This window comes from Micromonospora echinospora (assembly GCF_900091495.1).
GTDB lineage: Bacteria > Actinomycetota > Actinomycetes > Mycobacteriales > Micromonosporaceae > Micromonospora > Micromonospora echinospora.
Map to the genome: position 1 here is coordinate 6625759 of NZ_LT607413.1, position 24367 is coordinate 6650125.

The following is a 24367-nucleotide window of genomic DNA, read 5'->3' on the forward strand; positions in this document are numbered from 1 at the left end:
CATGGCCGTCACGCCCCACGACCTCCGGCGACTGCTGGGGTCGTTCGCCAGCGGCGTCACCGTCGTCACCTACCCCCTGCCCGACGGTGGGGCCGGCGGCATCACGGTGAACGCCTTCACCTCCGTGTCCCTGGACCCGCCCCTGGTGCTGGTCTCGGTGCACCGGGCCAGCCGGGCGAACCGGCACCTGCCGGCGGCGCCGTTCACCGTGAACATCCTCGCCGCCGGGCAGCGCGACCTGGCCCTGCACTTCTCCGGGCAGCTCCGCCGCCCACTGGTCGAGTGGTGCCGGGACCGCCCCTCCCCCCGGCTGGCCGGCTGCCTCGGCTACGTCGACTGCGTGCCCTGGGCGCGCAGCGACGGCGGCGACCACGTCCTGCACCTCGGCCGGGTGGTCGACATCGGGCCGGGCGACGGTGAACCGCTGGTCTTCTACCGGGGCGGTTTCACCGGTCTCGACACGTCGGTGGGCCGAATGCCCGTCCGTACCCCGCAGGGAGTGTCCGCCGACGACGGCCCGTCGCGGCGGTGTCCCGCACCGAACGGAGGTGTCCCGTGACCGAACTTCCCGACCTGCGCAGCCACCTGGCCGCGCTGGACCGGTTGGGTGAGCTGCGCGTCGTGACCGAGGAGGTCGACCCGGACCTGGAGGTCGCGGCCTTCGCCCGGCACAGCTACGAGACCCGCTCGCCCGCCCTGCTGTTCGACCGGCCCCGGGGCGGCCAGGGGGTACGGCTGCTCGCCGGGCAGGCCGCGCTCAGTGGCGATCCGGACCGGCCGCTCGCCCGGGTGGCGCTGTCGCTCGGCATGCCGCCGGACAGCTCCGCCGCCGACCTGGTGCGGCGGCTGGCCCAGGTCCGCGAGCGGCAGCCGGTGCCGCCACGGCTGGTGACGGCCGGACCGTGCCAGGAGGTGGTACGCCTCGGCGCGGACGCGGGCCTGGACCGGCTGCCGGTGCCGACCCTGCACCTCGGCGACGGCGGCCCGTACGTCAACACCTGGGGCACGATCGTCGCCCGCACGCCGGACGGGTCCTGGACCAACTGGTCGATCTCCCGGGTGCAGCAGCTCGACGACCGGCGGATGACCGGTCTGTTCGTGCCGGGGCAGCACCTGACCATGATCTGGCAGATGTGGGCCGAACGGGGCGAGCCGATGCCGTTCGCGCTGTTCCAGGGCGGCGCCCCGGCCATCCCGTTCGTGTCCAGCATGCCGCTGCCCGACCACGTCGACGAGGTCGGCTATCTCGGCGCCCACTACGGTCGGCCGCTGGACCTCGTCCGCTGTGTCAGCGTGGACCTGGCGGTGCCCGCCGACGCCGAGCTGGTGATCGAGGGAACCGTCTCGACGGACCGGGACGCCGACGAGGGCCCGTTCGGCGAGTACCCCGGCTACCTGGTCACCGAGACCAGCCGGCAGCCGGTCTACACGGTCACCGCGGTCACCCACCGGCACGACGCGGTGTGGCCGCTGGTCGCCGAGGGCCGCCCGGTGGACGAGTACCACACCGCCGCCGGGCTCTGCTTCTCGGCCGAGGCGCTGGGCCTGCTCCACGCGGCCGGCCTGCCGGTGACAGGCGTCTGGTCGCCGTTCGAGACCGCCAACCACTGGCTGGTGGTGACGGTGGCGGCCGACTGGCGCGAGCGGCTGCCGCACACCGGCACCGCCGAGCTGTGCGACCGGATCGGCGAGATCGTCTGGGCGAGCAAGTTCGGCTTCACCGTGCCGAAGCTGTTCGTGCTCGACGACGACGTGGACCCGGCCGACACCGGGGAGCTGCTCTGGGCGCTCGGCACCCGGCAGCATCCGGTGGACCGGAGCGCGGTCAGCGTCGGCGAGATCCTGCCGATCCTCGCCTGCTACTCGGACGCCGAACGCCGGGCCCGCACCGGCCCCCGGGTGGTGCACGACTGCCTGCTGCCGCCGGTGGGCGCGGGTCGCCTCGCGCAGAGTTCCCTGCGCGAGGCCTACCCCGCCGACCTCCAGGCCCGGGTCCGACGCCACGCGGAGCGCACACCCGGCTGAGGTGGGTTGCCGGGGGCTGAGGTGGTGCGAGGTGGTCGCCGGGGGCTGAGGTGGTTGCAGGGGTCCCCTCCTACCGTTTTCTGCCGAGGAGGGGACCCCTGCAACCACCCGGGCGGCAACCAACCGGGCGGGCCGCGGCAAGGCGGGCGGCGGGACGGCCGGGCAGGAAGGTGAGGTGGGGTGACGGTCAACAGCGGTGGGCGGGCAGCGGCACCCGGGGCGGGACGTCCGGGCGGAACGTCGAACGGGCCGCCTCGACCAGCAGTTCCCGCATGATGTTCGCCGAGCGCAGCCGGGTCAGGCCGAGCGGCTGGGCGGTGTGGATCCGGCCGGTCAGGCCGGGCTCCGCGACCGGGCGGGCCACCAGGTCCGCGCGGAGCACCGGCACCGCCAGCGAGGAGACCAGCCCGACGCCGACCCCGGCCGCGACCAGCCCCTGCACCGACATCTGGTCGTCGGTGCGCAGCACGACGCGGGGCAGGAAACCGGCCTGCGCGCAGACCTCGGGCAGCACCTCGTCGACGGGGTTCTGCCGGGTGCCCTGGATCCAGTTCTCCTCGGCCAGGTCGGCCAGGGAGATCGGGCCCGCGCCCGCGAGCCGGTGGCCCACCGGGAGGATGACGTGCAGCGGGTCGTCGAGCAGGTGACCCAATTCCAGGCCGGTGAGCTGCCGGTGGTCCTGCCCGTCGAAGAGGTACACCAGGGAGATGTCGAGTTCACCGGTGACCAGCCGGTGGGCGGCCTCGGCCAGGTCCACCCGGTGCAGGGTGAGGTCGACGGCGGGGAAGCTGCGCCGGAACCGCGCCACCGCCCGGGCGACCAGGGTCGCGTCGGCGGTGGGGAAGGAACCGAGCCGGAGCCGGCCGCCGCTGGCCGCGGCGATCGCCTCCAGGGTGCCCTTGGCGGCGTGGTACTCGTCCAGGATCCGCTCGACGTGGTCGAGCAGGGCCCGGCCCGGTTCGGTGAGGCGGACGCCCCGGGGTAACCGCTCCAGCAGCACCGCTCCCAGTTCCCGTTCGAGGGCGGAGATGTGCTGGGACACCGCCGAGGTGGTGTAGGTGAGGTGCTTGGCCGCCCGGGTGAGCGAGCCCTGCCGTACGACCTCCTTGAACACAGTGAGCCGCACGAAGTTCATTGCTTGGCCTCCGATCGCCGGGGCAGAGGGGACGGGGATGGTCAGGACCGGTCGGTGGACGTACCGACCGGTGCTCCCGGTCCGGTGGTGGTGATCTCCAGCAGTGCGCTGGTCCAGCTGAAGCCGAGACCGACGCCGACCAGCAAAACCCGGTCCCCGGACGACAACCGTCCGGTCCGGCGCAGGTGGGCGAGGTTGGCGAACTGGTCGCCCGCGCCGAGGTGACCGATCCGGCGGGCGTTGTCCCAGGAGGTCCGCTCGACGGGGATGCCGAGCGGCTCGAGGAACTCCCACTGCACGAGGTCACGGCCCAGGTTGGGCAGGACGAAGAGGTCCACCGAGGAGAGGTCGCCGCCGGCGGCGGTGAGGGTGGCGGTCACGTTCTCCCGCAGCCCGGTGGTCAACCGGTGGGACAGCTCCGCGAAGCCGGCCCGCTTCAGGTACCGGCGCTTGAACGCGCGCAGGTCCAGTGGACGCCCGCCGGGGACGGGGGCGTCGTGGAAGCGCTCGACGTCCCGCCCCAGTTCCTCCAGCTCGGGATCGGTGCGCGAGGTGACGGCACGCAGCCGGGCGAACCCGCCCCGGGCGGACAGCACCGCGGCGGCGGCGCCGTCGGAGTAGACCACCCCGGCGTCGGTGGCCCACCGGTCGAACCCGGGCAGGGTGAACCGGTCGGCGACGGTGATCAGGGCCGCCGCCCGGTCCGGGTCGGCCAGCAGGTACGCCGCCGCCAGTTCCAGGGCGGCCATGGCGCTGTTGGAGGCGGCCCGCACCTCGTACGCCGGCACCCGGCTGCCGATCAGCTCCCGCAGGATGTAGGTGGCCGGGGTCCAGAAGTCCTGGCCCTGGTAGTAGCTGGCACCGTGCAGCACCAGGGCGATCCCGTCGGGGTCGCCGGCGTCGGCCAGCGCCTGCCGGCCGGCGTGGACCGCCATCTCGGCCGGCGAGGCCGACGCCTCGACCAGGACGAGGTCCAGTTCGTCGTCGTCGTGGTCGGCGGCGGCGTAGCGGCCCTCCCGGACCGCGTCCGCCGCCCGGACCGGGGCCGGCAGGTAGCTGCCGACCCCGCTGATGTACAGCTCTCGGTTCCACATCTCGGTGTCTCTCCCCGTGTGATCCGGCCGTGCCGGACGTCCTCCCGCCCGCGCCTCAGCGGGCCGACCTCGGACGGATGTCGGTCCACACCTGCTCGATGTGGTCGAGGCACTCCTGTTCGGTGCCCCGGTGGCCGGTGGGCTGCCAGCCGGCCGGCGGCGCGGAGTCGGCCGCCCAGATCGAATACTGTTCCTCGTCGTTGACCACGACCAGAAACTCCTGCATGACCTCGTTCTCCCCTCGCTGGTGGGTGGACGGATCCCGGCGGCGGTCACCGCGAGCGCGCCGGTGACCGCCGCCGGGTGCGCGGGTCACCCCGGGCGGCGGCCCGTGGCGGCCCGGTAGGTGTGGAAGCCCCGGCCGGACTTGCGCCCGTGGTGGCCGGCGTAGACCAACTGCGCCAGCAGGGGGCAGGGCCGGAACTTCGGGTCGCGGTAGTGCTCGTAGAGCACGTCGAGGGAGTCCAGGATGACGTCGAGCCCGATCAGGTCGGCGGTTTCCAGCGGGCCCATCGGGTGGCCGAAGCAGCGGCGGAAGACCTGGTCGACCTCGCGGGCCGGCGCGGTGCGCTCGTGCACGAGGAACGCGGCCTCGTTGACGGTGAGCATCAGCACCCGGTTGGAGACGAACCCGGCGGCGTCGGCCACCAGCACGGCGTCCTTGCCCATGGCGGCCAGCAGTTCGCGGGCCGCGTCGATGGTCTCGTCGCTGGTGTGCAGGGCCCGGATCACCTCGACGGTGTCCTTCAGGGGCGCCGGGTTCATGAAGTGCATGCCGAGCACCCGTTCCGGATTCCGGACCCAGCCGGCGATCCGGGTGATCGGGATGGCCGAGGTGTTGGACGCGATCACCGTGGTGGCCGCGCAGGTCGCGTCCAGCGTGGCCAGGATGTCGCGCTTCACCGGGACCCGCTCCGGGCCGCACTCGATGACGAACTCCGCGTCGGCCAGCGGTTCCGGGTCCGCGGTCCAGCACATCCGCTCGCCGATCCCCGCCGACTCGACGGCCGGGCCGGGCCGCAGGAGCGCGCGGGTACGCAGCCCGGCCGCCAGCCGGGACCGGCCGTCGTCGAGGGCGCCGGGCACCGGGTCGTACACCACCACCCGGTAGCCCGCCTCGACGAGACACTGGGCGACGCCGGCTCCCATGGTGCCGGCGCCCACGATCCCCGCGGTCCTCCGCACGGCTGTCGGTGAGGTCACGACCGTTCCTGCCTTCCGGTGTCGGGGCCGGACAACCGTCCGGCCAACGCGGTGGCCACCGCCTCCGGGTGGCCGGTGAGCACGGTGTGGTGGTCGCCGGGCACGTCGACGACGCTGGTCCGGCCGTCCACCAGGGCGGTCAGCGCCGCCACGCCGGCTGAGTCCAGCCGGCCCTGCCGGGCCCGCAGCAGCAGCGCGTCACCCCGGACCGGTTGCGGCTGCCACCGGCGGACGGCCTCGGCGTTGACCCGCAGCAGCCGCAGGAAACGGCCCAGCTCGGCCGGGCCCATCCCGGCCGGCAGCAGGCCGACCCGGGCGGCGATCCGCAGGGACTCGGCGACGGGCGGGCGGACGGGATCGGAGAGACCGGCCAGTTCGTCGTCCGTCGCGAACGGGCGCACCCCGAGGAAGAGCAGCTCGGCGTCGTCGTCCGGGGCGGCCGGGGCGTCCTCGGTGAGGTCGACGTCGATGAGCGCGAGCAGGTCCACCCGCTCCCCCTGCCGGGTCAGCTGCGTCGCCATCTCGACGGCGACCAGTCCCCCGAACGACCAGCCGCCGATCCGGTACGGGCCGTGCGGCACCAGCGCGCGCAGCTGCGCCAGGTAGCGGGCGGCCATCTCCGGGACGGTCCGGTCGGGCTCGTGCCCCGGCCCGAGGCCGTGCGCCTGGAAGCCGTACAGCGGTTGGTCGGCGTCGAGGTGCCGGGTCAGCGGCTGGTAGCAGAGCACGTTGCCGCCGGAGGGGTGCACCAGGAACAGCGGGGGCCGGTCCCCCTCGGGCCGGATCGGCACCAGGCTGCGGTGCACGTACCGGTCGGCGTGGCGCAGCGCGTCGGCGAGCCCGGCCGGGGTGGCCCGCTCGAAGAGCACCGCCAGGGGCAGCCGGCTGCCGGTGGCCGTCTCCAGCCGCCCGACCAGGTGGGCAGCGAGCAGCGAGTGGCCGCCCCGGTCGAAGAAGTTGTCGTCGACTCCGACGTCGTCGACCCCGAGCACCTCGGCGAAGAGGCCGACCAGGGTCGCCGTCAGGTCGTCGGGTGCGGCGGCGGGAGCGGCGGGACGGGGTGGTGCCGGCAGGGCCCGCCGGTCGACCTTCCCGCTGGGCAGCAGCGGCAGGCGGGCGATCGGCACGGCGGTGGCGGGCACCAGGTGGCCGGGGAGCCGGTCGGCCAGCCAGGCCCGGATCTCCGGCCAGGCCGCGCCCGGGTCGACCAGATAGGCCACGAGTCGTTCGCCGGCCTCGTCGCGGCGCAGGGCGACGGCGGCCTCCGGCACGGCGGGGTGTTCCCGCAGGGCCGCCTCGATCTCCCCCAGCTCGATCCGGTATCCCCGGTGCTTGACCTGGTCGTCGACCCGGCCGAGGAAGTCGAGGCGGCCGTCGGGCAGCAGCCGGACCCGGTCGCCGGTGCGGTACATCCGGTCGCCGTGGCCGGTCGGGTCGGGGACGAACCGCTGCGCGGTCAGCGCGGGTCGGCCGAGATAGCCGTGGGCGACGTTCGCGCCGCAGACGTAGAGCTCGCCGGGGACTCCCGGGGGCACCGGACGGCCGGCGTCGTCGAGCACCCGCAGACGGGTGCCGGGCAGTGGCCGGCCGATGGTGGGCCGGCGGCCGTCGGCGACGCACTCGGCGAGGGTGACCGAGACCGATCCCTCGGTGGGGCCGTACGCGTTGACCATGCGTCGTCCCGGGGCGAACCGGGCCACCAGGTCGGCGCTGAGCGGCTCGGCTCCCGCGACGAGCAGCCGCAGGTCGGGCAGCGGACCGTCGGGCAGGGACGCCAGCACCGACGGGGGCAGCAGGGTCGCGCCGATCCGGTGGGTGACCAGGTAGTCGGCCAGGTCCCGGCCGACCAGCAGCCGACCGGGCGGGGCGAGCACGACCGTGCCGCCCGCGGCCAGGGTGGTGAACACCTCGTAGACGGCCGCGTCGAAGGTGCTGGAGGCGAACTGGAGCAGGCGGGTGTCCCGGTCCAGGCCGAGCGCCTCCACGGTGCCCCGGACGAAGGCGACCGCGCCCGCGTGTGCCACCAGGACGGCCTTGGGGCGTCCGGTCGAGCCGGAGGTGTAGATCGCGTAGGCGACGTCGGTGGCGTGTTCCGGTTCCTCCGGGACGCCCGCGTCCCCGTCGGCGGGCGGTGCCGTGACGAGTTCCTCGGGGCGGATCCGGATGCCGGACCAGGCCGGCGGCACCGGCACCGGGTCGGCGGCGACCAGGGCGGCGGCACCGGAGTCGGTGAGCTGGAAGGCGAGCCGGTCGGCGGGGTGGTCCGGGTCCAGGGGCAGGAACGCCGCACCGGCGGCCAGCACCCCGAGCATCGTGGTGACCAGGGTGGCCGAGCGGGGCAGCGCGACGGCGACCAGGTCACCCCGGCCCACGCCACGTCGGCGCAGCTCGGCAGCGGTCGCGGCGTACCGCTGGCGCAGCTCCCGGTAGGTAAGCGTGCCGTCGGCGGACTCCACGGCGGGATCGTCCGGTGTCGTCCGGGCCCGCCGGGCGACCAGCCCGTGCAGGGTCCGCGCCGGGTCGGCGACCTCGGGCAGGGCCGGTCCGCGCAGGTCGTCGGCCCCGAGCCGGTCGACCAGCGCCGCCCGGACCGACGCCTGCGGGTCCCGGGTCAGCTCGTCGAGGATCCGCAGCAGGTGCCGGGCCATCTGCTCGACGGTGGCGCGGTCGAACAGCTCGGCGCTGTACTCGATGCCGGCGGGCAGGTCGGTGAAGCCCTCCCGGTCCCAGACGAAGAAGGTCAGGTCGAACTTGGCCATCCCCGGGGCGAGGCCGTTCGTGGCGGTGGTGCCGGGCACGTCGTCGTACATCCGCATCCGCAGGTCGGGCAGGCGGGTGCCGAGGGTGGGCAGGGTCTGGTGGACGTACATCACGTCGAACAGCGGGTTGCGGCCCCCGTCGCGGGCCGGCGCGAGGGCCTCCACGACCTTCTCGAACGGCACGTCGTCGTGTTCCAGCGCCTCCACCACCACCTGCCGGTTGCGGTGCAGCAGCTCGACGAAGGTCGGGTCACCGGAGAGGTCGCCGCGCAGCGCCACCGAGTTGTTGAAGAAGCCGACGATGCCCCGGGTCTCCGGGCGGGACCGGCCGGCGGTGGGGGTGCCGACGACGACGTCCCGCTGTCCGCTGTACCGGGCCAGCAGGGCCTGGATCGCGCTGAGCACCACGGTGAAGGTGGTGGTGGAGGTGTGCTGGCCCACCGTTCGCAGCCGGTCGGCCAGGTCGGCGGGGATGGTGAACCGGATCAGGTCGCCGGTGAAGCTCCGGTTGGCCGGTCGGGGGCGGTCGGTGGGCAGCTCCAGCACGGGCGGGTCGGCCAGCCGCCGTCGCCAGTAGTCGAGTTCGGCGGCCAGCACCGTCCCGGTCATCCGGCGGCGCTGCCACGCCGCGTAGTCGCGGTAGCGGATCGGCAGCGGCTCCAGCCGGGCGGCCCGCCCCAGTCGGCGGGCGGTGTACATGGCGGAGAGTTCGGTGTCCAGGATGGCCGGGCTCCACCCGTCGTCGACGGCGTGGTGCACGTTCATGACGAGCAGGTGCTCCTCGGGGGCGACGCGCACCAGCAGGGCCCGGAACAGCGGTCCGGCGGCCAGGTCGAACGGCACCAGGGCCTCGTCGGCCACCAGCGTCGCCGCGACGGCGTGCGGGTCCGGGCGGTCGGTGAGGTCGACCTCCCGGAGCAGGCCGGGGATCCGCTCGTCGACGACCAGGTACGGCCGGCCGTCCCGGGTGGGCATCCGGGACCGCAGGGTCTCGTGCCGGTCGACGAAGTCGTCCAGGGCGGCCCGGAGCGCGGGCACGTCGACCGGGCCGAGCAGTTGGAACGTGGTCGGGATGTTGTAGAGCGGACTGTCCGGGGCGAGCTGGTGGTGGAACCAGAGCCGTTCCTGCCCGTACGACAGCACCAACTCCCCGCTCGGGGTGATCACGTCGCCGGACTCCACCACGGGCCGGGACCGTCGACCGATCAGCTCGGCGAGATCCTCGGGACGGGGGCACTCGTAGAGGTCGAGCAGCTTGAGTCGGACGCCGGTGCGCCGGTCGATCCCGTCGATGATCTCCAGGGCGGTGATGGAGTTGCCGCCGAGGCCGAAGTAGTTCGCGTCGGCCGGGACGTCGGTGCGCAGCACCTCCGCCCAGACCTCCCGGACGACCGTGGCCACGTCGTCCGGCCCGGTGGAGGTCGACTCCTCGCCGGGGGCCGCTCCGGGCGGGGCGGACTCGGTACGGCGCAGCCGGGCGGCGGGCAGCCAGCAGGGCTCCTCGTCGAACGGGTAGCCGGGCAGGCTGAGCCGCCGGAACGACGCGTCCGGGCCGCAGGTGCGGTGGTGCACGGCCCAGTCGACCGTGACACCGTGCTGGTAGAGGTCGGCCACCGCGCGCAGCGCCCCGTCCGGGCCGGCCGGCACCGACACGGTGACCACGTCGTCGCGTCCCCGGGTCAGCGCCCGGACCGTGCCGAGCACCTGCTCGCCGGAGCCGACGTCGACGAAGACGACCGGTCCGTCGGCGGTCAGCTCCTCGACCAGTCGGGCCAGCGCGACGGTGCCGGCGGTGTCGGCGGCGGCGTCGACCGTCCGGTCCGGACGGACCCCCAGGGACATCAGGGCCGTCTCGGGTGGACCGTGGTGGACGCCGACGACGGTGGGCGCGGCCAGGGCCGGCGCGGGTGGCAGGGTGCGCAGCACCGACGCCCGCTCGGTCAGCTGGGCGGCCAGGTCGGCCCGGTCGGTGGTCAGGAACGCGGTGCGGTAGGCCAGGTCGACCCGCCCCTCGTTGAGCACCCGGGCCACGTCCGGCAGGGGCGCATCGAGTTCGGCGACGGCGGCGCCGAGACGGTGGCAGTACGTGGCGAGCGCGGCGGGGCTGGCGGCGCTGACCGTCACCAGGCGGGGCACGTCCGGACGGCGTGCGTCGTCGGCGGCGTCGGCGGGCGACGGGTCCACCGGTGGGGCTTCGGCGAGCACGCAGTGGGCGTTGACCCCGACCAGGCTGACCGAGGTGACCCCACCGGCGCGGGGGCCGTGCGCCGGGGCGGGCCAGGGGCGGGCGGTGGTGACCACCTCGACCCGGGCGGCGGCGTGGTCCACCCCGGGCGGCGGGGCGGTGAAGTGCAGCGAGGGGTACAGCTCACGGTGGTGCAGGCCGAGCATCACCTTGACGAGCCCGGCGATGCCGGCGGCGTGGTCGACGTGCCCGATGTTGGTCTTGACCGAGCCGATCGGGACCGGGGCGGTGGCGTCCGGCCGGGCCAGGGCGATCCCCTCGATCTCCACCGCGTCGCCGAGGCGGGTGCCGGAGCCGTGCGCCTCCAGGTATCCCGCCCCGGCCGGGTCGAGGTCGGCCTCCTGCCACGCGGCGCGGATGGTCTCGGCCTGGGCGCGGGCGCTCGGGGCGGTCAGCGTGGCCGACCGGGTGCCGTTGTGCCGCACCGCGCTGCCCCGGATCACCGCGTACACGTGGTCACCGGCGGCGCGGGCCCGGGACAGGGTGGTCAGCAGCAGGACGGCCCCGCCCTCGCCGTCGCCGGTGCCGTCGGCGTTCCGGTCGAAGGCCCGGGAGCGGGCGCCCGGCGACATGATCTCCGGGTAGCGCTCCAGGAACCCGTCGGTCGGGTGGGCGGTCTTCACGCTGAGGCCGCCGGCCAGCGCGTACCGGGCCGCGCCGGTGCGCAGCTCCTGGCATGCCTGGTGGACGGCGACGAGCGAGCCGTTGCAGCCGGTGTGCACGGTCACCGACGTGCCGGTGAGTCCGAGCAGGTAGGAGATCCGGCCGGCGACCGCCGCCGGGTTGCCGCCGAGCAGGTCCAGGGTGTCCGGTTCGGCCACCAGGTGGGCCCAGTCCGTGCTGGGGGCGCTGAGGAAGACCGCGGTGGTCGCCTCCCGCAGCGACTCCGGCCGGTGTCCGGCGTCCTCGACGGCGTGCCAGGCCAGTTGCAGCGTGAGCCGGTGGTGCGGGTCCATCGCCTCGGCCTCCCGGCGGGACAGGCCGAAGAACCGGTGGTCGAACAGGTCGATCCGGTCCAGGTACGCCGCCTGCGGGTAGCCCGCCGTGGGGTCGAGCCCGCAGGCGGTGATCCGTGGACGCGGCAGCGGTCGGACGCAGTCGCGTCCCTTGGCCAGGACCGACCGGAAGCCGGCCAGGTCCGGCGCGTCGGGAAACCGCACGGCGGCTCCGATGATCGCGATGTCCTCCCCGGTCACGAGCCGTCTCCTCTCACGTCCGACGCCGCGACCGCCGGGGTGGCGGCCGGGCCGATCCGGTTGCCGAGCACCCGCGCCTGACGCCGCACGGTGCCCAGTTCGAGCAGTTCGGCCAGCCGGAGCCGGCCGGGCCAGGTCTTCTCGATCAGGTCGAAGAGCCGGGTGATCCGCAGCGAGTTGCCGCCGATGTCGAAGAAGTCGGCGCCGGTGGGCACGTCGGGCACCTCCAGCGCCTCCGCCCACAGTCGGGCGAGCTGCCGTTCCACCGGGGTCCGCGCGGCCCGGTCCACCGGTTCGACGGTCAGCGCGACCGGTGGCAGCGCGGTCCGGTCGACCTTTCCGTTGCCGGTCAGCGGCAGCCGGGGCAGCACCACGAAGCCGGCCGGCACCATGTGGCCGGGCAGGGTCGCGCGCAGGTGCTCGCGCACCGCGTCGGGGTCCGGTGGCGCGGCCGGGTCGGCGGGCACCAGGTATCCGGCGAGCCCTCGTCCGCCGGGCAGGTCGTCGCGGACGGTGACGACCGCATCGGCGACCGCCGGGTGGCCGGCCAGCGCCGCCTCGACCTCGCCGGTCTCGATCCGGAACCCCCGGATCTTGACCTGCCGGTCGATCCGGCCGAGGAACTCGATCTGCCCGTCGGGCAGGAACCGCCCCAGGTCGCCGGTGCGGTACATCCGGCTGCCGGGCGGGCCGAACGGGTCCGGCCGGAACCGGCGGGCGGTCGCGGCCGGGCGGCCGTGGTAACCACGGGCCAGACCGGCGCCGGCGATGACCACCTCGCCGGGCACCCCCACCGGCACCGGGACCAGTTCCGGGGAGAGCACGTACACCCGGGTGTTGGGCAGCGGACGGCCGACCGGCACCGAGGGCGCGTCCGGGTCGACCCGGGTGACCCGCTCGCACGTCGCCATCAGGGTGCACTCGGTGGGGCCGTAGAGGTGGACGAAGGTGAACCGGTCGGGGTCGTGCCGGGCGAGCAGGGCGGCGGCGTGCCGGGGCGACATGAGGTCGCCGCCGACGAGGACCCGCTCGACGCGGTCGAGGAGTTCCGGTGCCGCGTCGAGGACCAGCGGCAACTGCGGCGACACCAGTTGCACGACGGTCACCGGGTTGCGGGTGATCCCCTCCCGCACCTGGTCGAGGAAGGGTTGGTCGGGGGCGGGGACGGCGAGCGCCCCGCCGTTGAGCAGCGGCGCCCACACCTCCGTGACGGAGGCGTCGAACGCCAGGGAGGCGAGGTGCAGCACCGTCTGACCGGGACCGAAGTGGCCGTAGGTCACCTCGCGGACCCGGGCGACGAGGGCACGCTGGGCGACGGCCACCCCGTTGGGGGTGCCGGTGGAGCCGGAGGTGTGGATGACGTAGGCCAGGCTCTCCGGGCCGCCCCGGCGGGGCGGGTCGTCGGCCGGGTGCCGGTCGAGCCCGGCGGCCGGGTCGTCGAGCCGGAGCAGCCGTGCGCCACTGCCGGTGACCCGGTCGGCGTGCGCGAGGTCGGTGAGCACCACCGGCGCGGCCACGTCGTCGACGAGCGCGGCCAGCCGCCGGGGTGGATGGCCGGGGTCCAGCGGCAGGTAGCCGCCGCCGGCCTTCAGCACGCCGAGCAGCGCGGCGACCGCGTCCACCGAGCGGGGCAGGCAGACGCCGACCACCACCTCCGGACCGACGCCGAGGTCGGTCAGGGCGGCGGCGATCCGGTTGGCCCGCCGGTTCAGCTCCCGGTAGCTGGTCGCCACACCGGCGGTGTGGATCGCCGGGGCGTCGGGGGCGCGGCGGACCTGTTCCTCGAAGAGTCCGGCCACGGTGGCCGTGTCGGGGAACGGCACGGCCGTGTCGTTCCAGGCGTCCAGGATCAGCGCGCGTTCCCCGGCGGTCAGCAGCGGCAGGGCGGCGACCGGTCGGTCCGGTTCCCGGACGGCGGCGGCGAGCAGGGTGGTGTAGTGGCCGGCGAGCCGGGCCATCCGCTCGGCGTCGAAGATGTCCGCGCGGTACTCCAGCCGGCCGTCCAGCCGGGTGTCGGACTCCTCCACCGCGACCACCAGGTCGGTACGGGCGAACGGGTACGCCAGGATCTCGGCGGTGGCGGTCAGGTCGCCGAACCGCCAGCGGCGGGTGCCGATCCGTTCGTGGGAGAACATCACCTGGAACAGCGGGGTGACCCCGGGTATCCCGGGCAGGTCCAGGGCGTCGACCACGTGCTCGAAGGGGACGGCGCCGTGGGCCATCGCCTCGCGGACCGCACGGCCGGTGGCGGTGAGCAGTTCCCGGGTGGTGGTGGACCCGGTGGCGGTCAGCCGTACGGCGACGGTGTTGAGCAGTGGCCCGAGCGTGCGGTGCAGGTCCGGGCTGTCGCGCAGGGTGACCGGCACGCCGACGCACAGGTCCGACTGCCGGGTGTAGCGGTGCAGCAGCGCCGCCAGGCCGCCGAGCAGGGTGCCGAAGAGACTCACGCCGCAGTCCCGGCTCAGCTCGCGCAGTCGGGGCAGTAGCGGCGACCCGACGGTGAAGCGGTGCACCGCCGCCCGACCGGGCGCGGTGCGGGGCCGGGGCCGGTCGGTGGGCAGCTCCAGGACGGGCGGTACCCCGGCCAGGCGACGCCGCCAGTGGTCCAGGTCGGCGCGGGCGGCGGGCGAGCCGGCCAGGGCGAGCCGGCGTTCGGTCCACTCGGCCAGCCCGACCCGGGGTTCCGGCACCGGGGTCGGTGTGCCGGCGACGGCGGCGGCGTACTCGGTGAGCAGTTCGTCGACGAGCTGCTCGACGGAGGAGCCGTCGCAGACGGTGTGGTGGACGGTGAGGCAGAGTTCGTGGCGCCGGTCGTCCAGTCTCAGCAGCCGGGCCCGCAGGAGTGGCAGCTCGGTGGGGGCGAACGGCCGGCGGTGCTGGGCGTCGGCCAGTTCCCGGGCCCGTTCGGCGCGCTGCTGCGGCACCTGGCGCAGGTCGGTGACGGGGACCGGGACCTGCGGGCCGGGTGGGTCGACGATCACCTGGTGCGGCCGGCCGTCCACGGTGTCGAACCCGGTGCGCAGCGCCTCGTGCCGGGCCACGCAGCGGCCGAGGGCGTTGCGCAGGGTGGGCACGTGCAGCGGGCCGCGCAGGTCGACCCGGACCGGCACCGGGTAGACGGCGTGGTCGTCGGCGAACCGTTCGGCCAGCCAGAGCCGCTCCTGCGCGGCGGTCGCCGGGAGCAGGCTGGCGTCCAGCTCGGTGAGCCGGTCAGCTTCGGACATCGGTACCACCTCGTCGTACTCGCAGGGTGGAGTCGGCGCCGACGACGGCCCGGACGCGGACCCGTCGGGCGGTCGGCGCCGCGGTGGGGGTGGTGGCGTGGCCCGGGGCGGTGCCGGCCCGTTCCCCGGCGTCGACCAGGGCGGCGATCGTGGCGACCGTGGGGTCGAGCAGCACCTCCCGGACCGGCAGCTCGACGGCGAACCGGTCGCGGACCAGGCCGACGAGCCGGGCCAGCAGCAGCGAGTGGCCGCCCAGCTCGAAGAAGTCGACGCGGGTGCCGACCTCGTCGACGCCGAGGAGATCGGCGCAGAGGGCGGCGACCTGTCGCTCGGTGGCGGTCGTCGGGCGGTCGACGGGCCGGTCCCGGCCGACCGGCCGGGTGGGGACGCCCGCCAGCGCGGCAAAGTCGATCTTGCCGTTGGGGGTGAGCGGGGGGCGGTCCAGGACCGCGTACCGGACCGGGCAGACCGCCTGCGGCAGGGCACGCGCGGCGTGGGTCGCGACGGCCCGCAGGTCCGGGCTGGTTCCAGGTTCCCGGACCAGGTAGGCGACGAGCCCCGCGCCCGGGCCGTCGGCGGCCACCGTGACGACCGCCCGACGCACCCCGGGGGCGGCGCCGAGCACCGCCTCGACCTCCTCCGGGTCCACCCGGATGCCGCGTACCTTGACCTGTCGGTCGACCCGGCCGAGCAGCACCAGTTGGCCGTCGGGCAGCATCCGCCCCCGGTCCCCGGTGCGGTACATCCGGCTGCCCGGCGCGGGGGCGTACGGGTCGGGTCGGAACCGGTCGGCGGTCTGGCCGGGCCGGCCCCGGTAGCCCTGGGCGACCCCGGCCCCGCCGATCCACACCTCGCCGGGCTGGCCGACCGGGACCGGCCGCAGCCGGTGGTCGAGCACGTAGACGGACGTGTTGGGCATCGGTGGGCCGACCGGCCACCGGTACGCCGCCGCGCGTCCGGTCAGCTCGGGGCCGGTGGTCGGCAGCGCGCCGATGGTGGAGTCGACGGTCGCCTCGGTGACGCCGTAGGTGTTGACCACCTCGGTCCCGGGCGGCAGCAGCCGCAGCAGCAGGTGGTGGTCGGCCGCGGTCCACGGCTCCACCCCGAGGGCGACCAGCCGCATGTTGGGCAGGGACGCGCCGAGGTCGAGCAGCGGACGCAGCACCGACGGGACGAACTCGGCGGTGGTGACCCGTTCTGCGCGCAGCAGCTCGTGCAGGCGCGCCGGGTCGACGACGTCCTCGTCGGGCACGATCACGAGCCGGGCACCGGAGCAGAGCGCGCGGACCAGTTCCCCGCTGAACACGTCGAAGGCCGGGCCGGCGAGCTGGGCGACCGCCGTGTCGGGCCCGAGGCGGTACCGGCGGTGCCAGCCGAGGTGGGCGTTGACCAGTGCCCGGTGACTGACCGCGGTGCCCTTCGGGGTGCCGGTCGAGCCGGAGGTGAACAGCAGGTAGGCGGTGTTGTCCGGGCCGGTCCGGCCGGTCCGGGCCGGTGGCCCGTCCGGGGCGAGGCGCAGCAGCCGGCGGTCGCCGTCCGACGCCCCGCCGGTGACGTCCTCGGGCCGGTCCGTCCCGTCCCTGGCGGCGGCGTCGGTGTCGTCGGCGAGGCGGGCCGCCAGGTGGGCCCGGGTCAGCAGCAGCCGGGCGTCACCGTCGCGCAGCATGGTCCGCCACCGCCGCTGCGGGTGCCGGGGTTCGAGGAGCAGGTACGCGCCGCCGGCCTTCAGGACGGCCAGCAGGTCGACGACCAGGTCGGCGGAGCGCTCGGCGAGCACCCCCACGACGGTCTCCGGGCCGACCCCGGCGGCACGCAGCCGCCCGGCCAGCTCCCCGGCCGCCCGGTCCAGCTGGGCGTAGGTCGTCCGGCGGCCCCGGTCGACGACCGCGACCGCGTCCGGACGGGTCCGCGCGTGTGCCTCGACGAGCTCGTGCACGGTGCGCGACGGCACGGTCCACGCCGGCCCGTGGGCGACCGAGTCCCCGGTGCGGGAGGCGGCGAGGTCGCGGACCGGCCGGGCGGGGTCGGCCACCACCCGGGCGAGCAGGGTGGTCAGGTCGTCGGCGAGACGCCGCGCCCAGGCCGCCGAGTACCGGTCGGCGCGGTACTCCAGGGCCGCCAGCAACGCCTCGCCGTCGTCCTCCACGGTGAGAGTGAGGTCGAACTTGGCCTCCCGGCCGGGCGTCTCGAAGCGGTGCAGGCCCACCGGACCGCCGTCGAGGGCCCGGACCTCGACGCCGGGCAGCGACAACTCGTCCGGGGGAAACGAGTGCAGGTCGAACATCACCTGGAACAGCGGGTTACGGTCGGGGTCGCGGACCGCGCCGGCGGACTCGATGACCGCGTTGAGCGGGACGTCCTGGTGTTCCAGCGCGCCGAGCATCCGGCGGCGGCTCTGCGCGAGCAGGTCCCGGAACGTGGTGTCGGCCCCGAACCGGGCACGCAGCACGACGGTGTTGACGAACATCCCGATCAGGTGGTGGAACGCCGGACGGGGCCGGTGGGTCAGCGGGGTGCCGAGCAGCAGGTCGTCCTGGCCGGTGCGGTGGTGCAGGACGGTCGCGTAGGCGGTGGCCAGGGCCACGAAGAGGGTGACGCCGGTGGTGCGGCACAGCTCACGCACCCCGGCGGCCAGGCCGGGTTCCACGGTGAACCGCAGGAGCGCTCCCGGGCCGTCCGGCCCGGGGTCACCCGGCAGGTCGCCGGGCACGTCGAGCACCGTCCGGGCGTCGGCGAGCTGGTCACGCCACCAGTCCAGGCGGACCCGACGGTCCCGTCGCCAGGTGTCCTGCTGGAACTCGACGTAGTCCCGGTAGCCGGGCCCGGTGACGGCGGGCGCGGGAGCGGACGCGCCGGTCGCCGCCCGGTAGCCGGTGCCGAGCGCCCGGAAGAGCAGGCCGAGCGACCAGCCGTCGAAGGCGATGTGGTGGGCGGCCAGCAGCAGGACGTGTTCGTCGGCGGCGGTGCGCAGCAGCCGGGCCCGCAGCAGCCGGCCGGTGGTGAGGTCGAACGGGGTGTCCCGTTCGTCGCGTACCGCCGCCTCGACCTCGGTGTCCGGGTCGCTGCTGTCGGACAGGTCGGTCACCGGCAGCGGGAAACGCCACGGGGCGACCGGCACCGCGCGGGGCACCCCGTCGGCGTCCAGCCGGTAGCTGGTCCGCAGGGGCTCGTGGCGCTCGACGAGATTCTGGAACGCCGCGCGGAGGGCATCGACCCCGAGGTGGCCGCGCAGCCGGACCCCGCCGGAGAAGACGTACCGCGTGGAGTGCGGTTGGGACCAGGCCAGGTACCACTGAGTCTGCTCGGCGTGCGACAGCGGACGGGCCGGGGCCGGCGGGGACACCGACGACGGCGCGGCGGCACCGTCGACCGGCGGTGCCGCGTCGGCTTCGGCGAACGGCCCGAGGGCGGACGGCACGGGGCCGGGCGGTCCCGGCGGGGCGGTGTCGTCGGGCGGACCGGCCGGGGCGGCGTCGCCGGACAGTTCGGCGGCGAGGGCGGCGACCAGGGTGTCGATCCGGTCGTGTTCGAGCAGCAGCCAGGGTCGCACCGGGACGCCGAGGCCGGTCTCCAGCCGCGCCGCCACCCGCATCGCCCGCATGGAGTTGATCCCGAGGTCACGCAGCGAGCGGTCGGCAGCGAGCTGGCCGGTGTCCGTCCGCAGCACCGCCGCCACCGCCGCACGCACCCGGTTGGTCAGGTCGGTCGGGTCCGGGGCGCTCATCGGCGGGCCGCAGGTGGTGTCGGGTCGGCGGCCGGTTTCCGCGCCGGGTGGTCACCGTCGACGATGCGGACGTGGGTCGGGGCCGGGGCGGGCGTGGCGGCCGGGTCGACGGCGAGCAGCAGGACGCCGTCGCGCTCCCCGGCCGGGGCGAACCCGGCGAAGCGCAGGTTCACCAGCATGATCCGGTTGACGCTGGACGGGACGAACTCCGCGCACGGCCGACGCCCGGCCGCCCGGGCCCGGGCGACGACGTGGTGCAGCAGGGCGCTGCCGGCTCCCCGGGAGACCACCCGGCAGGACATCAGCAGCAGGGTGAGGACGTGGTCGTCGCCGGCCAGCTCGCTGACCGCCAACCCGATCGTGCCGTACGAGCCGTACCGGTCGGTCAGCGAGGCCACCAGGACCTCGTGCCGGGGATCGGCGCACAGGGCCCGCAACTGCTCCATCGAGTAGGTGCGCCCGGTGGTGTTGAGCTGGTGGGTGCGCACGGTCAACTCCCGGGCCCGTTCCAGGTCCTCCTCGCGGGCCCGGCGCACGGTCATCACCAGGTCGAGCCCGGCGAGGAACTCGGCCCGGTGCGCGCCAGCGCGCTCCTCGTCGACGCGACGGCGTTGTTCGGCCTGGTACATGACCCGCCGCCGCCGCGACTCCCCGGTCAGTCGCTCCGGCACGAACTCCGGTCGGTCCGGCAGGTCGGCGGCCGCGCTGTCCGGGTAGCAGCGGACCATGGGCAGGGCGTCGGCCACCTCGTCGCGCTCCGACGGGTCGTTGTCGACGAAGGCGAACGAGTCCGGGTTCAGGTTGAGCGCGGCGGCGGTCCGGCTCACCGCGACGGACTTCGCGTCCCAGCCGACCTCGACGTGGACGAAGTAGTCCAGCAGCCCCAGCTCGCGCAGGTGCGCGACGGCGCGGTCATGGTCGCCGCGACTGGCGACGGCGTGCAGGATGCCCCGTCCGTCGAGCGTGCGCAGCGTGTCGACCACCTCCGTCCGGGCTCGGGGGACGTCCCCTTCGAGCAGCACGCCGTCCCAGAGTGTGTCGTCGAGGTCCCAGACCACGCACTTGATTCCGACGGGCTCGGTCGCTCCGCTCACCGCGATGCTCCTTCCTTCCGGTCGTCGGGCAGGTACTCGAACAGGGCGGAGCTCCAGGCGGCCACCGGGCTGCTGTTCATCACCAGCACCCGGTCCCCGGCGCGCAGCTCCGGCGCCGCCCCGGCCAGGTTGAGCAGCACATCGGCGGAGCCGAGGTGGCCGTACTCGCGCAGGTTGCGGACGCAGACCGGGAGCAGCTCGACGTCCAGGGCCTCCTGCCAGAAGGCGAACGCGCCGGTCGAGAGGTTCTGCATCACGTAGCGCACCTCGTCGGCCCGCAGCCCGTTGCGGGCCAGCAGCCCGGCGTTGAGGTCGGCCAGCCGGCGGCGGCTCTCCAGCGCCAGCCGGAAGGAGTAGGTGTGCGGGTCGGCGCACTCCTCCTGCCAGCGGGACGCCGGGCGGTCGCGGTAGCGGATGCGGAACAGGTCGGCGTACTCGCCGTTGCTGGTCAGGACCTGGTCGACCAGCCGGAACCCACCGCTCGGGTACGACGTGACCAGCGCGGCCAGGCCACCGTCACCGAGCACGGTCATCGGTGGGCGGTACCGGGCCGGGGTGGCCGTCCGGGCGCCCATGGCGACCAGCCCGGTGCGCCAGCCGGGGTTGGCGGCGAAGAGTCCGGAGCAGACGGCCAGGGCGGCCGAGGAGGAGACGCAGCCCAGCTCGCCGACGCCGAGGGTGACGGCGTGGGTGGCCCCGACCAGCCGTTGCACCCGGGTGGCCTCGCTGGCGAGCAGGTGTTCGGGGGCGCGCCCCTGCACCAGCAGCAGCACGTCGACCTCGGCCGGGTCGGTGCCGGTCTCGGCGAGCGCGGCGGTGGCGGCGCCGGCGGCGAGCGCCACCTCGCCGAGGTCACCGGCGTCGCGGATCCGCTCGACGCCCAACCGGAGCACGGCGTTCCGCTGCGCGTCACCGGCGGTGGAGAGTTCGGGGAGTTCGGCGACGGGGCACACGCGTTCGGGCAGGAACGTGGCGACCCGGCGGACGTACAGCGGCATCACCCGGCCCCCCGTCCGGCCGTCGCGGTGGCCGCCCAGCGGCGGAACTCGGCGTCGCAGACGTGGTCCTGGCAGACCTCGTCGGAGCCCTCGATGATCTGCATGATCTTGGCGTCCCGGAAGAACCGCTCGGCGGGGTGGCCCGGCGCGCAACCGCGCGCGCCGAGCACCTGCACCGCGTCCCGGGTGACCCGCGCCGCCGCGCCGGCCGCGACGTACTTGGCCAGCATGGTCCGGTCCGGGCGGGGCCGGGTCTGCCGCCACCGCGCGGCGTCCTCGCAGACCAGCCGGGCGGAGGTGACCGCGGCGACCATGTCGGTGACCAGCCGCCGGACCAGTTGCCGGTCGGCGAGCACGCCGGTTCCGGTACGTCGGGAGACCGCGTGCCGGGCGCTGAGTTCCAGGCACGCCTCGGCCATGCCCACACAGCCCCAGGCGACGCTGAACCGGCCGTGGTCCAGTGCGGCGGCCACCACGTGCGTCAGCCCGCTCCCGGCCCGGGCCAGCTGGTTGCCGGCCGGCACCACCACCCCGTCGAGCACGACGTCGGCCAGCATGGCGGCGCGCAGGCCGAGCTGTCCCCGGACCGGGTGGACGGTCAGGCCCGGGGTGTCCCGGGGCACGAGCACGGCGGTGGGACCGGCGTCGGAGACGCCCAGCACGAGGAAGACCCGCGCCAGCTCGCCAAAGGTCACCCAGAGCTTCCGGCCGGTGATCCGCAGGCCGCCCGGGGTGTGGTCGATCCGGGTCCGGACGGCCGCGAGGTCGCTGCCCGAGGTGTCCTCGGTGGCGGCGAGCGCGGCGAGGACCGTGCCGTCGGCGAGCCGGGGCAGCCAGGTGTCGCGTTGGGACGCGTCGCCGCGCCGGGCGACCACGTCGGCCACCATGGACTGCACGGTGACGAGGCTGCGCACCGAGCTGCACACCGCGCCGATCCCGGCGCAGAGCCGGCCGAAGGTCAACGCGTCCAGTTCGGTGCCGCCGTGGGCGGCCGGGACGGCGGCACCGAGCCACCCGGCGCGGCGGACCGCGTCGAGGACGTCGGTGGGCAGCCGCCCGGCCCGGTCCCACTCCCCCGCCTCCGGTCCGTACCGCTGGCCGAACTCGGCCAGCCCCGGCACGGCTTCGGCACGGACGGGGGCGGTCCGGGCACCGGCGGTCACGGGCGGGACTCCGGGGCGTCGGCGCGGCTTCGCCGCTTGGCGTCGACCAGGTCGGTCATGCTGGCGATGCTGCGGAAGTTGGCCAGGTCCAGGTCCTCGATTTCGAGGACGATGGCGAAGGTGCGTTCGATGAACGTCACCAGTTCGAGGGCGAACAGGGAGTTCACGTAACCCAGGGTGAAGATGTCGTCCGTACGACCGAGGCTCCGGTCGCCGAATTCCGTTTCGAGGTACTCACGGATGACCGGCTCCGGGTCGTGCTGACCGGCGACTTGCTCGTCCAATTCGAGTGACAAGGTAGTCCCCAAACACGCGAGGCGACAATTAAGGCTGACCCCCTCCATTGGTACACGCAGATTCGGCACGAAAACAGCATTGACTTTCGCCTAACCCACTGGTACGATTCCAGAACACATTGATATTCACCTTTACTGAATGGCGTGTTGAATTTTCGTTAAGCCACCCCGCCATCCCCGGGTCCAGCAGGAACAGGCCATGCTCGGCCCACCCGTTACCCCCCGCTGCGATCGACCGCGCAGCGGGGGTTTGCCGTGCTGAGCACCGCTGGAGGACCGTCCTTCGAATTGCGCCGTCACCCCACTTCCGCGCCCTTCGACAGGCGCCCGGAGAGCCGGCGCTGGACACCGGCCGGGTTTAATGGGAGTCGACGCGGCGTTCAGTGGCACGAGATTGTTGACCAATTGATGACGGTGATAGCGTCAGGCCTTGGTCGCAACAGCGGCAGCCACACCGCGCCAACAGGCCGCAACCGATTTTCCGGAGGCCGATAATGGTCCTGAGCAACCTGACACCCACGTCAACCTCGCACGACCGTCCCGCGTTCGACGTGTTCCAGGGTTTCGCGTTGTGCGCCGTCCTGTCGTCGTTGGAGACCACGGGCGCGTTGGACGTTCTCGTCCGCGACGGCGGCTGGGACGGCCTCGCCGCCGACGGCGAGGAACTGCTCGCCACCGAACTGCTGCGCTATCTCACCGAACGGGGCATGCTGCACCGCCGCGACGGCCGGTACGAGCTGACCCCGGTCGCCGAGGCCGTCCGCGCGGACATCGGCTACCTGGTCTGGCTCTGCGGAGGTTACGGTGTCCCGCTGCGGTCCGTGGGGGACCTCCTCACCGGGGCGCTCCGCTACGGCGGCGACACCACTCGGGACGGGCGCGGGGTCGCCGTGGGCTCGGCGATCGTCGGCGCGCGGGACCTCGTCCCGCCGGCCCGGGAGCTGCTGGCCGGCGTCCGCGTCGACCACGCCGTCGACCTCGGCTGCGGCAACGCACGGTTCCTGCTGTCGGTCTGCCGGGCGGCGGATGCCGGCGGACTCGGCCTCGACGTGAACGCCGACGCCTGCGCCGAGGCCCGGCGCGAGATCGACGCGGCCGGCGTCGCCGACCGGATCACGGTCCGGTGCGCCGACGCCGGGGCCCTCGACGGCATCCCGGAGCTGGCCCGCACCGACCTGGTCATCGCGTTCTTCCTGCTGCACGAGATCCTCGCCGACGGCCGTCCGGCACTGGTCGGGTACCTGCGGAACCTGGCCGGCCGGCTGCCCGACGGCGCGCACCTGCTGGTCGCCGAGGTCTCGCCCGACCCGGCCCGACCGGCCGGCGGTCACCTGTTCAACCCCGAGTTCACGCTGGTGCACGCGATGATGCGGCAACGGCTGATGGACGAGTCCGGCTGGCGGGAGACCTTCGCCGCCGGCGGTTTCGACCTGGTGCGCGCGGTCCACCCCCGGATGCCCGGCAGCCTGCTCATGCTGGCCCGGAAGGGGGCCTGAGGTGACCACCGGGGACGCCGCCGCCCTGCGCGAGGCGGTCCGCGCCGCCCGCGCCGACCACCGACCCACGGTCGGCAACCGGTTCGGTACGGTGCCGCTGGCCGACGCCTACCGGATCCAGGCCGACCTGTTCGGCACACCCGTGGCGTGGAAGCTCGGCCTGCTCAGCCCCGCCAAGCAGCGGCAGATGGGGCTGACCGAACCCGTCTACGGACGGGTTCCCGCGTCCCGGCTGCGCACCGGCGGAATCCGGTTGGCCGAGTTCCTCCAACCCCGGGTCGAACCGGAGCTGGCGGCCGTGCTCGGCGCGGACATCCCGGCGGGAGCGTCGCCGGCACAGGCCGGGGACGCGGTCAGCCACCTGGTGCTGGCCCTCGACGTCCTGGACAGCGCCTGGCGGGACTACCGGTTCTGCGCCGCCGAGGTGGTCGCCGACAACTCCTCCGGCGGCGCGGCCGTCCTGGCCGACGACCCCGTCGACGACCGTACGGGGTCCCTGCGACTCACCCTGGACGGCACCACGCTGGCCGAGGGCGACCTGGCCGATCTGGCCCCGCCCGCGCCGCAGCTCGCCTGGCTGGCCGGGCAGGTCGGCGGCCTGTCCGCCGGCAGCCGGGTGCTGCTCGGCTCACCCGCCGCCTCGGTGCCGGCCCGCGCGGGCTCACTGGTGGTGCACGGCGGCGGACGCACCCTCACCGTCGCGATCGAACCCTGA

The 24367-nt window shown here is 74.8% G+C and carries 15 protein-coding genes; 4 read left to right on the plus strand and 11 right to left on the minus strand.

The features are described from left to right. Position 1 precedes the first annotated feature (1 nt). Together GA0070618_RS28375 and GA0070618_RS28380 are read left to right on the plus strand one after the other, a co-directional pair. Positions 2–559, plus strand: a complete 558-nt coding sequence (locus GA0070618_RS28375) for a flavin reductase family protein (protein WP_088984357.1) — start codon at positions 2–4, stop codon at positions 557–559. Next, the gene (locus GA0070618_RS28380) at positions 556–2025 is read left to right on the plus strand and encodes a UbiD family decarboxylase (protein WP_088984358.1); all 1470 of its coding nucleotides are present in this window, start codon (positions 556–558) and stop codon (positions 2023–2025) included. Before GA0070618_RS28375 ends, GA0070618_RS28380 begins: the two co-directional genes overlap by 4 nt. 187 nt (positions 2026–2212) lie before the next feature. Here the strand turns inward: GA0070618_RS28380 and GA0070618_RS28385 are convergent, their stop codons facing one another. From GA0070618_RS28385 to GA0070618_RS28435, 11 genes are all read right to left on the minus strand, one after another. Further along, positions 2213–3160, minus strand: coding sequence for a LysR family transcriptional regulator (locus tag GA0070618_RS28385; protein WP_088984359.1), 948 nt, complete (start codon positions 3158–3160; stop codon positions 2213–2215). 41 nt (positions 3161–3201) lie between these two features. Beyond that, a complete protein-coding gene (locus GA0070618_RS28390; RefSeq protein WP_088984360.1) occupies positions 3202–4254 on the minus strand; it encodes a ketoacyl-ACP synthase III family protein in 1053 nt (350 codons plus the stop codon). A gap of 55 nt (positions 4255–4309) precedes the next feature. Then, a complete protein-coding gene (locus GA0070618_RS28395) occupies positions 4310–4480 on the minus strand; it encodes an MbtH family protein (protein WP_088984361.1) in 171 nt (56 codons plus the stop codon). 86 nt (positions 4481–4566) lie between these two features. Further along, positions 4567–5457: a 3-hydroxyacyl-CoA dehydrogenase family protein gene (locus GA0070618_RS28400; protein ID WP_197701672.1), complete on the minus strand. Its 891-nt coding sequence runs from the start codon at positions 5455–5457 to the stop codon at positions 4567–4569. Next, a complete protein-coding gene (locus tag GA0070618_RS28405; protein ID WP_088984362.1) occupies positions 5454–11657 on the minus strand; it encodes a non-ribosomal peptide synthetase in 6204 nt (2067 codons plus the stop codon). Before GA0070618_RS28405 ends, GA0070618_RS28400 begins: the two co-directional genes overlap by 4 nt. Beyond that, on the minus strand, positions 11654–14881 hold the full coding sequence (locus GA0070618_RS28410; protein WP_088984363.1) for a non-ribosomal peptide synthetase: 3228 nt from the start codon (positions 14879–14881) through the stop codon (positions 11654–11656). Before GA0070618_RS28410 ends, GA0070618_RS28405 begins: the two co-directional genes overlap by 4 nt. Beyond that, positions 14868–18605 carry a non-ribosomal peptide synthetase gene (locus GA0070618_RS28415; RefSeq protein WP_088984364.1) on the minus strand — a complete coding sequence of 1246 codons (3738 nt, stop codon included), beginning with the start codon at positions 18603–18605 and terminating at the stop codon, positions 14868–14870. Before GA0070618_RS28415 ends, GA0070618_RS28410 begins: the two co-directional genes overlap by 14 nt. Then, positions 18602–19699, minus strand: coding sequence for an HAD-IIIC family phosphatase (locus tag GA0070618_RS28420; protein WP_197701673.1), 1098 nt, complete (start codon positions 19697–19699; stop codon positions 18602–18604). The genes GA0070618_RS28415 and GA0070618_RS28420 overlap by 4 nt, the downstream gene beginning before the upstream one ends. After that, the gene (locus tag GA0070618_RS28425) at positions 19696–20697 is read right to left on the minus strand and encodes a 3-oxoacyl-ACP synthase (RefSeq protein ID WP_088984365.1); all 1002 of its coding nucleotides are present in this window, start codon (positions 20695–20697) and stop codon (positions 19696–19698) included. Before GA0070618_RS28425 ends, GA0070618_RS28420 begins: the two co-directional genes overlap by 4 nt. After that, the gene (locus GA0070618_RS28430) at positions 20697–21860 is read right to left on the minus strand and encodes an acyl-CoA dehydrogenase family protein (protein ID WP_197701674.1); all 1164 of its coding nucleotides are present in this window, start codon (positions 21858–21860) and stop codon (positions 20697–20699) included. The genes GA0070618_RS28425 and GA0070618_RS28430 overlap by 1 nt, the downstream gene beginning before the upstream one ends. Continuing rightward, positions 21857–22144 (minus strand): acyl carrier protein, encoded by a 288-nt coding sequence (locus GA0070618_RS28435; RefSeq protein ID WP_197701675.1) that lies wholly within the window; start codon positions 22142–22144, stop codon positions 21857–21859. Before GA0070618_RS28435 ends, GA0070618_RS28430 begins: the two co-directional genes overlap by 4 nt. Positions 22145–22650: 506 nt before the next feature. Between GA0070618_RS28435 and GA0070618_RS28440 the strand changes: the two genes are divergently transcribed. Together GA0070618_RS28440 and GA0070618_RS28445 are read left to right on the plus strand one after the other, a co-directional pair. Continuing rightward, positions 22651–23652 carry a class I SAM-dependent methyltransferase gene (locus GA0070618_RS28440; RefSeq protein ID WP_088984367.1) on the plus strand — a complete coding sequence of 334 codons (1002 nt, stop codon included), beginning with the start codon at positions 22651–22653 and terminating at the stop codon, positions 23650–23652. A 1-nt stretch (position 23653) separates the two neighbouring features. Next, positions 23654–24367 carry a 2-keto-4-pentenoate hydratase gene (locus tag GA0070618_RS28445; protein ID WP_088984368.1) on the plus strand — a complete coding sequence of 238 codons (714 nt, stop codon included), beginning with the start codon at positions 23654–23656 and terminating at the stop codon, positions 24365–24367.

What these genes read in the sequence shown, in the direction of transcription:
- GA0070618_RS28375 (WP_088984357.1), top strand. Translation starts at nt 2, where the DNA reads ATGGCCGTCACGCCCCACGACCTCCGGCGACTGCTGGGGTCGTTCGCC.
- GA0070618_RS28385 (WP_088984359.1), bottom strand. Translation starts at nt 3,160, where the DNA reads ATGAACTTCGTGCGGCTCACTGTGTTCAAGGAGGTCGTACGGCAGGGC.
- GA0070618_RS28390 (WP_088984360.1), bottom strand. Translation starts at nt 4,254, where the DNA reads ATGTGGAACCGAGAGCTGTACATCAGCGGGGTCGGCAGCTACCTGCCG.
- GA0070618_RS28395 (WP_088984361.1), bottom strand. Translation starts at nt 4,480, where the DNA reads ATGCAGGAGTTTCTGGTCGTGGTCAACGACGAGGAACAGTATTCGATC.
- GA0070618_RS28410 (WP_088984363.1), bottom strand. Translation starts at nt 14,881, where the DNA reads ATGTCCGAAGCTGACCGGCTCACCGAGCTGGACGCCAGCCTGCTCCCG.
- GA0070618_RS28415 (WP_088984364.1), bottom strand. Translation starts at nt 18,605, where the DNA reads ATGAGCGCCCCGGACCCGACCGACCTGACCAACCGGGTGCGTGCGGCG.
- GA0070618_RS28425 (WP_088984365.1), bottom strand. Translation starts at nt 20,697, where the DNA reads ATGCCGCTGTACGTCCGCCGGGTCGCCACGTTCCTGCCCGAACGCGTG.
- GA0070618_RS28440 (WP_088984367.1), top strand. Translation starts at nt 22,651, where the DNA reads ATGGTCCTGAGCAACCTGACACCCACGTCAACCTCGCACGACCGTCCC.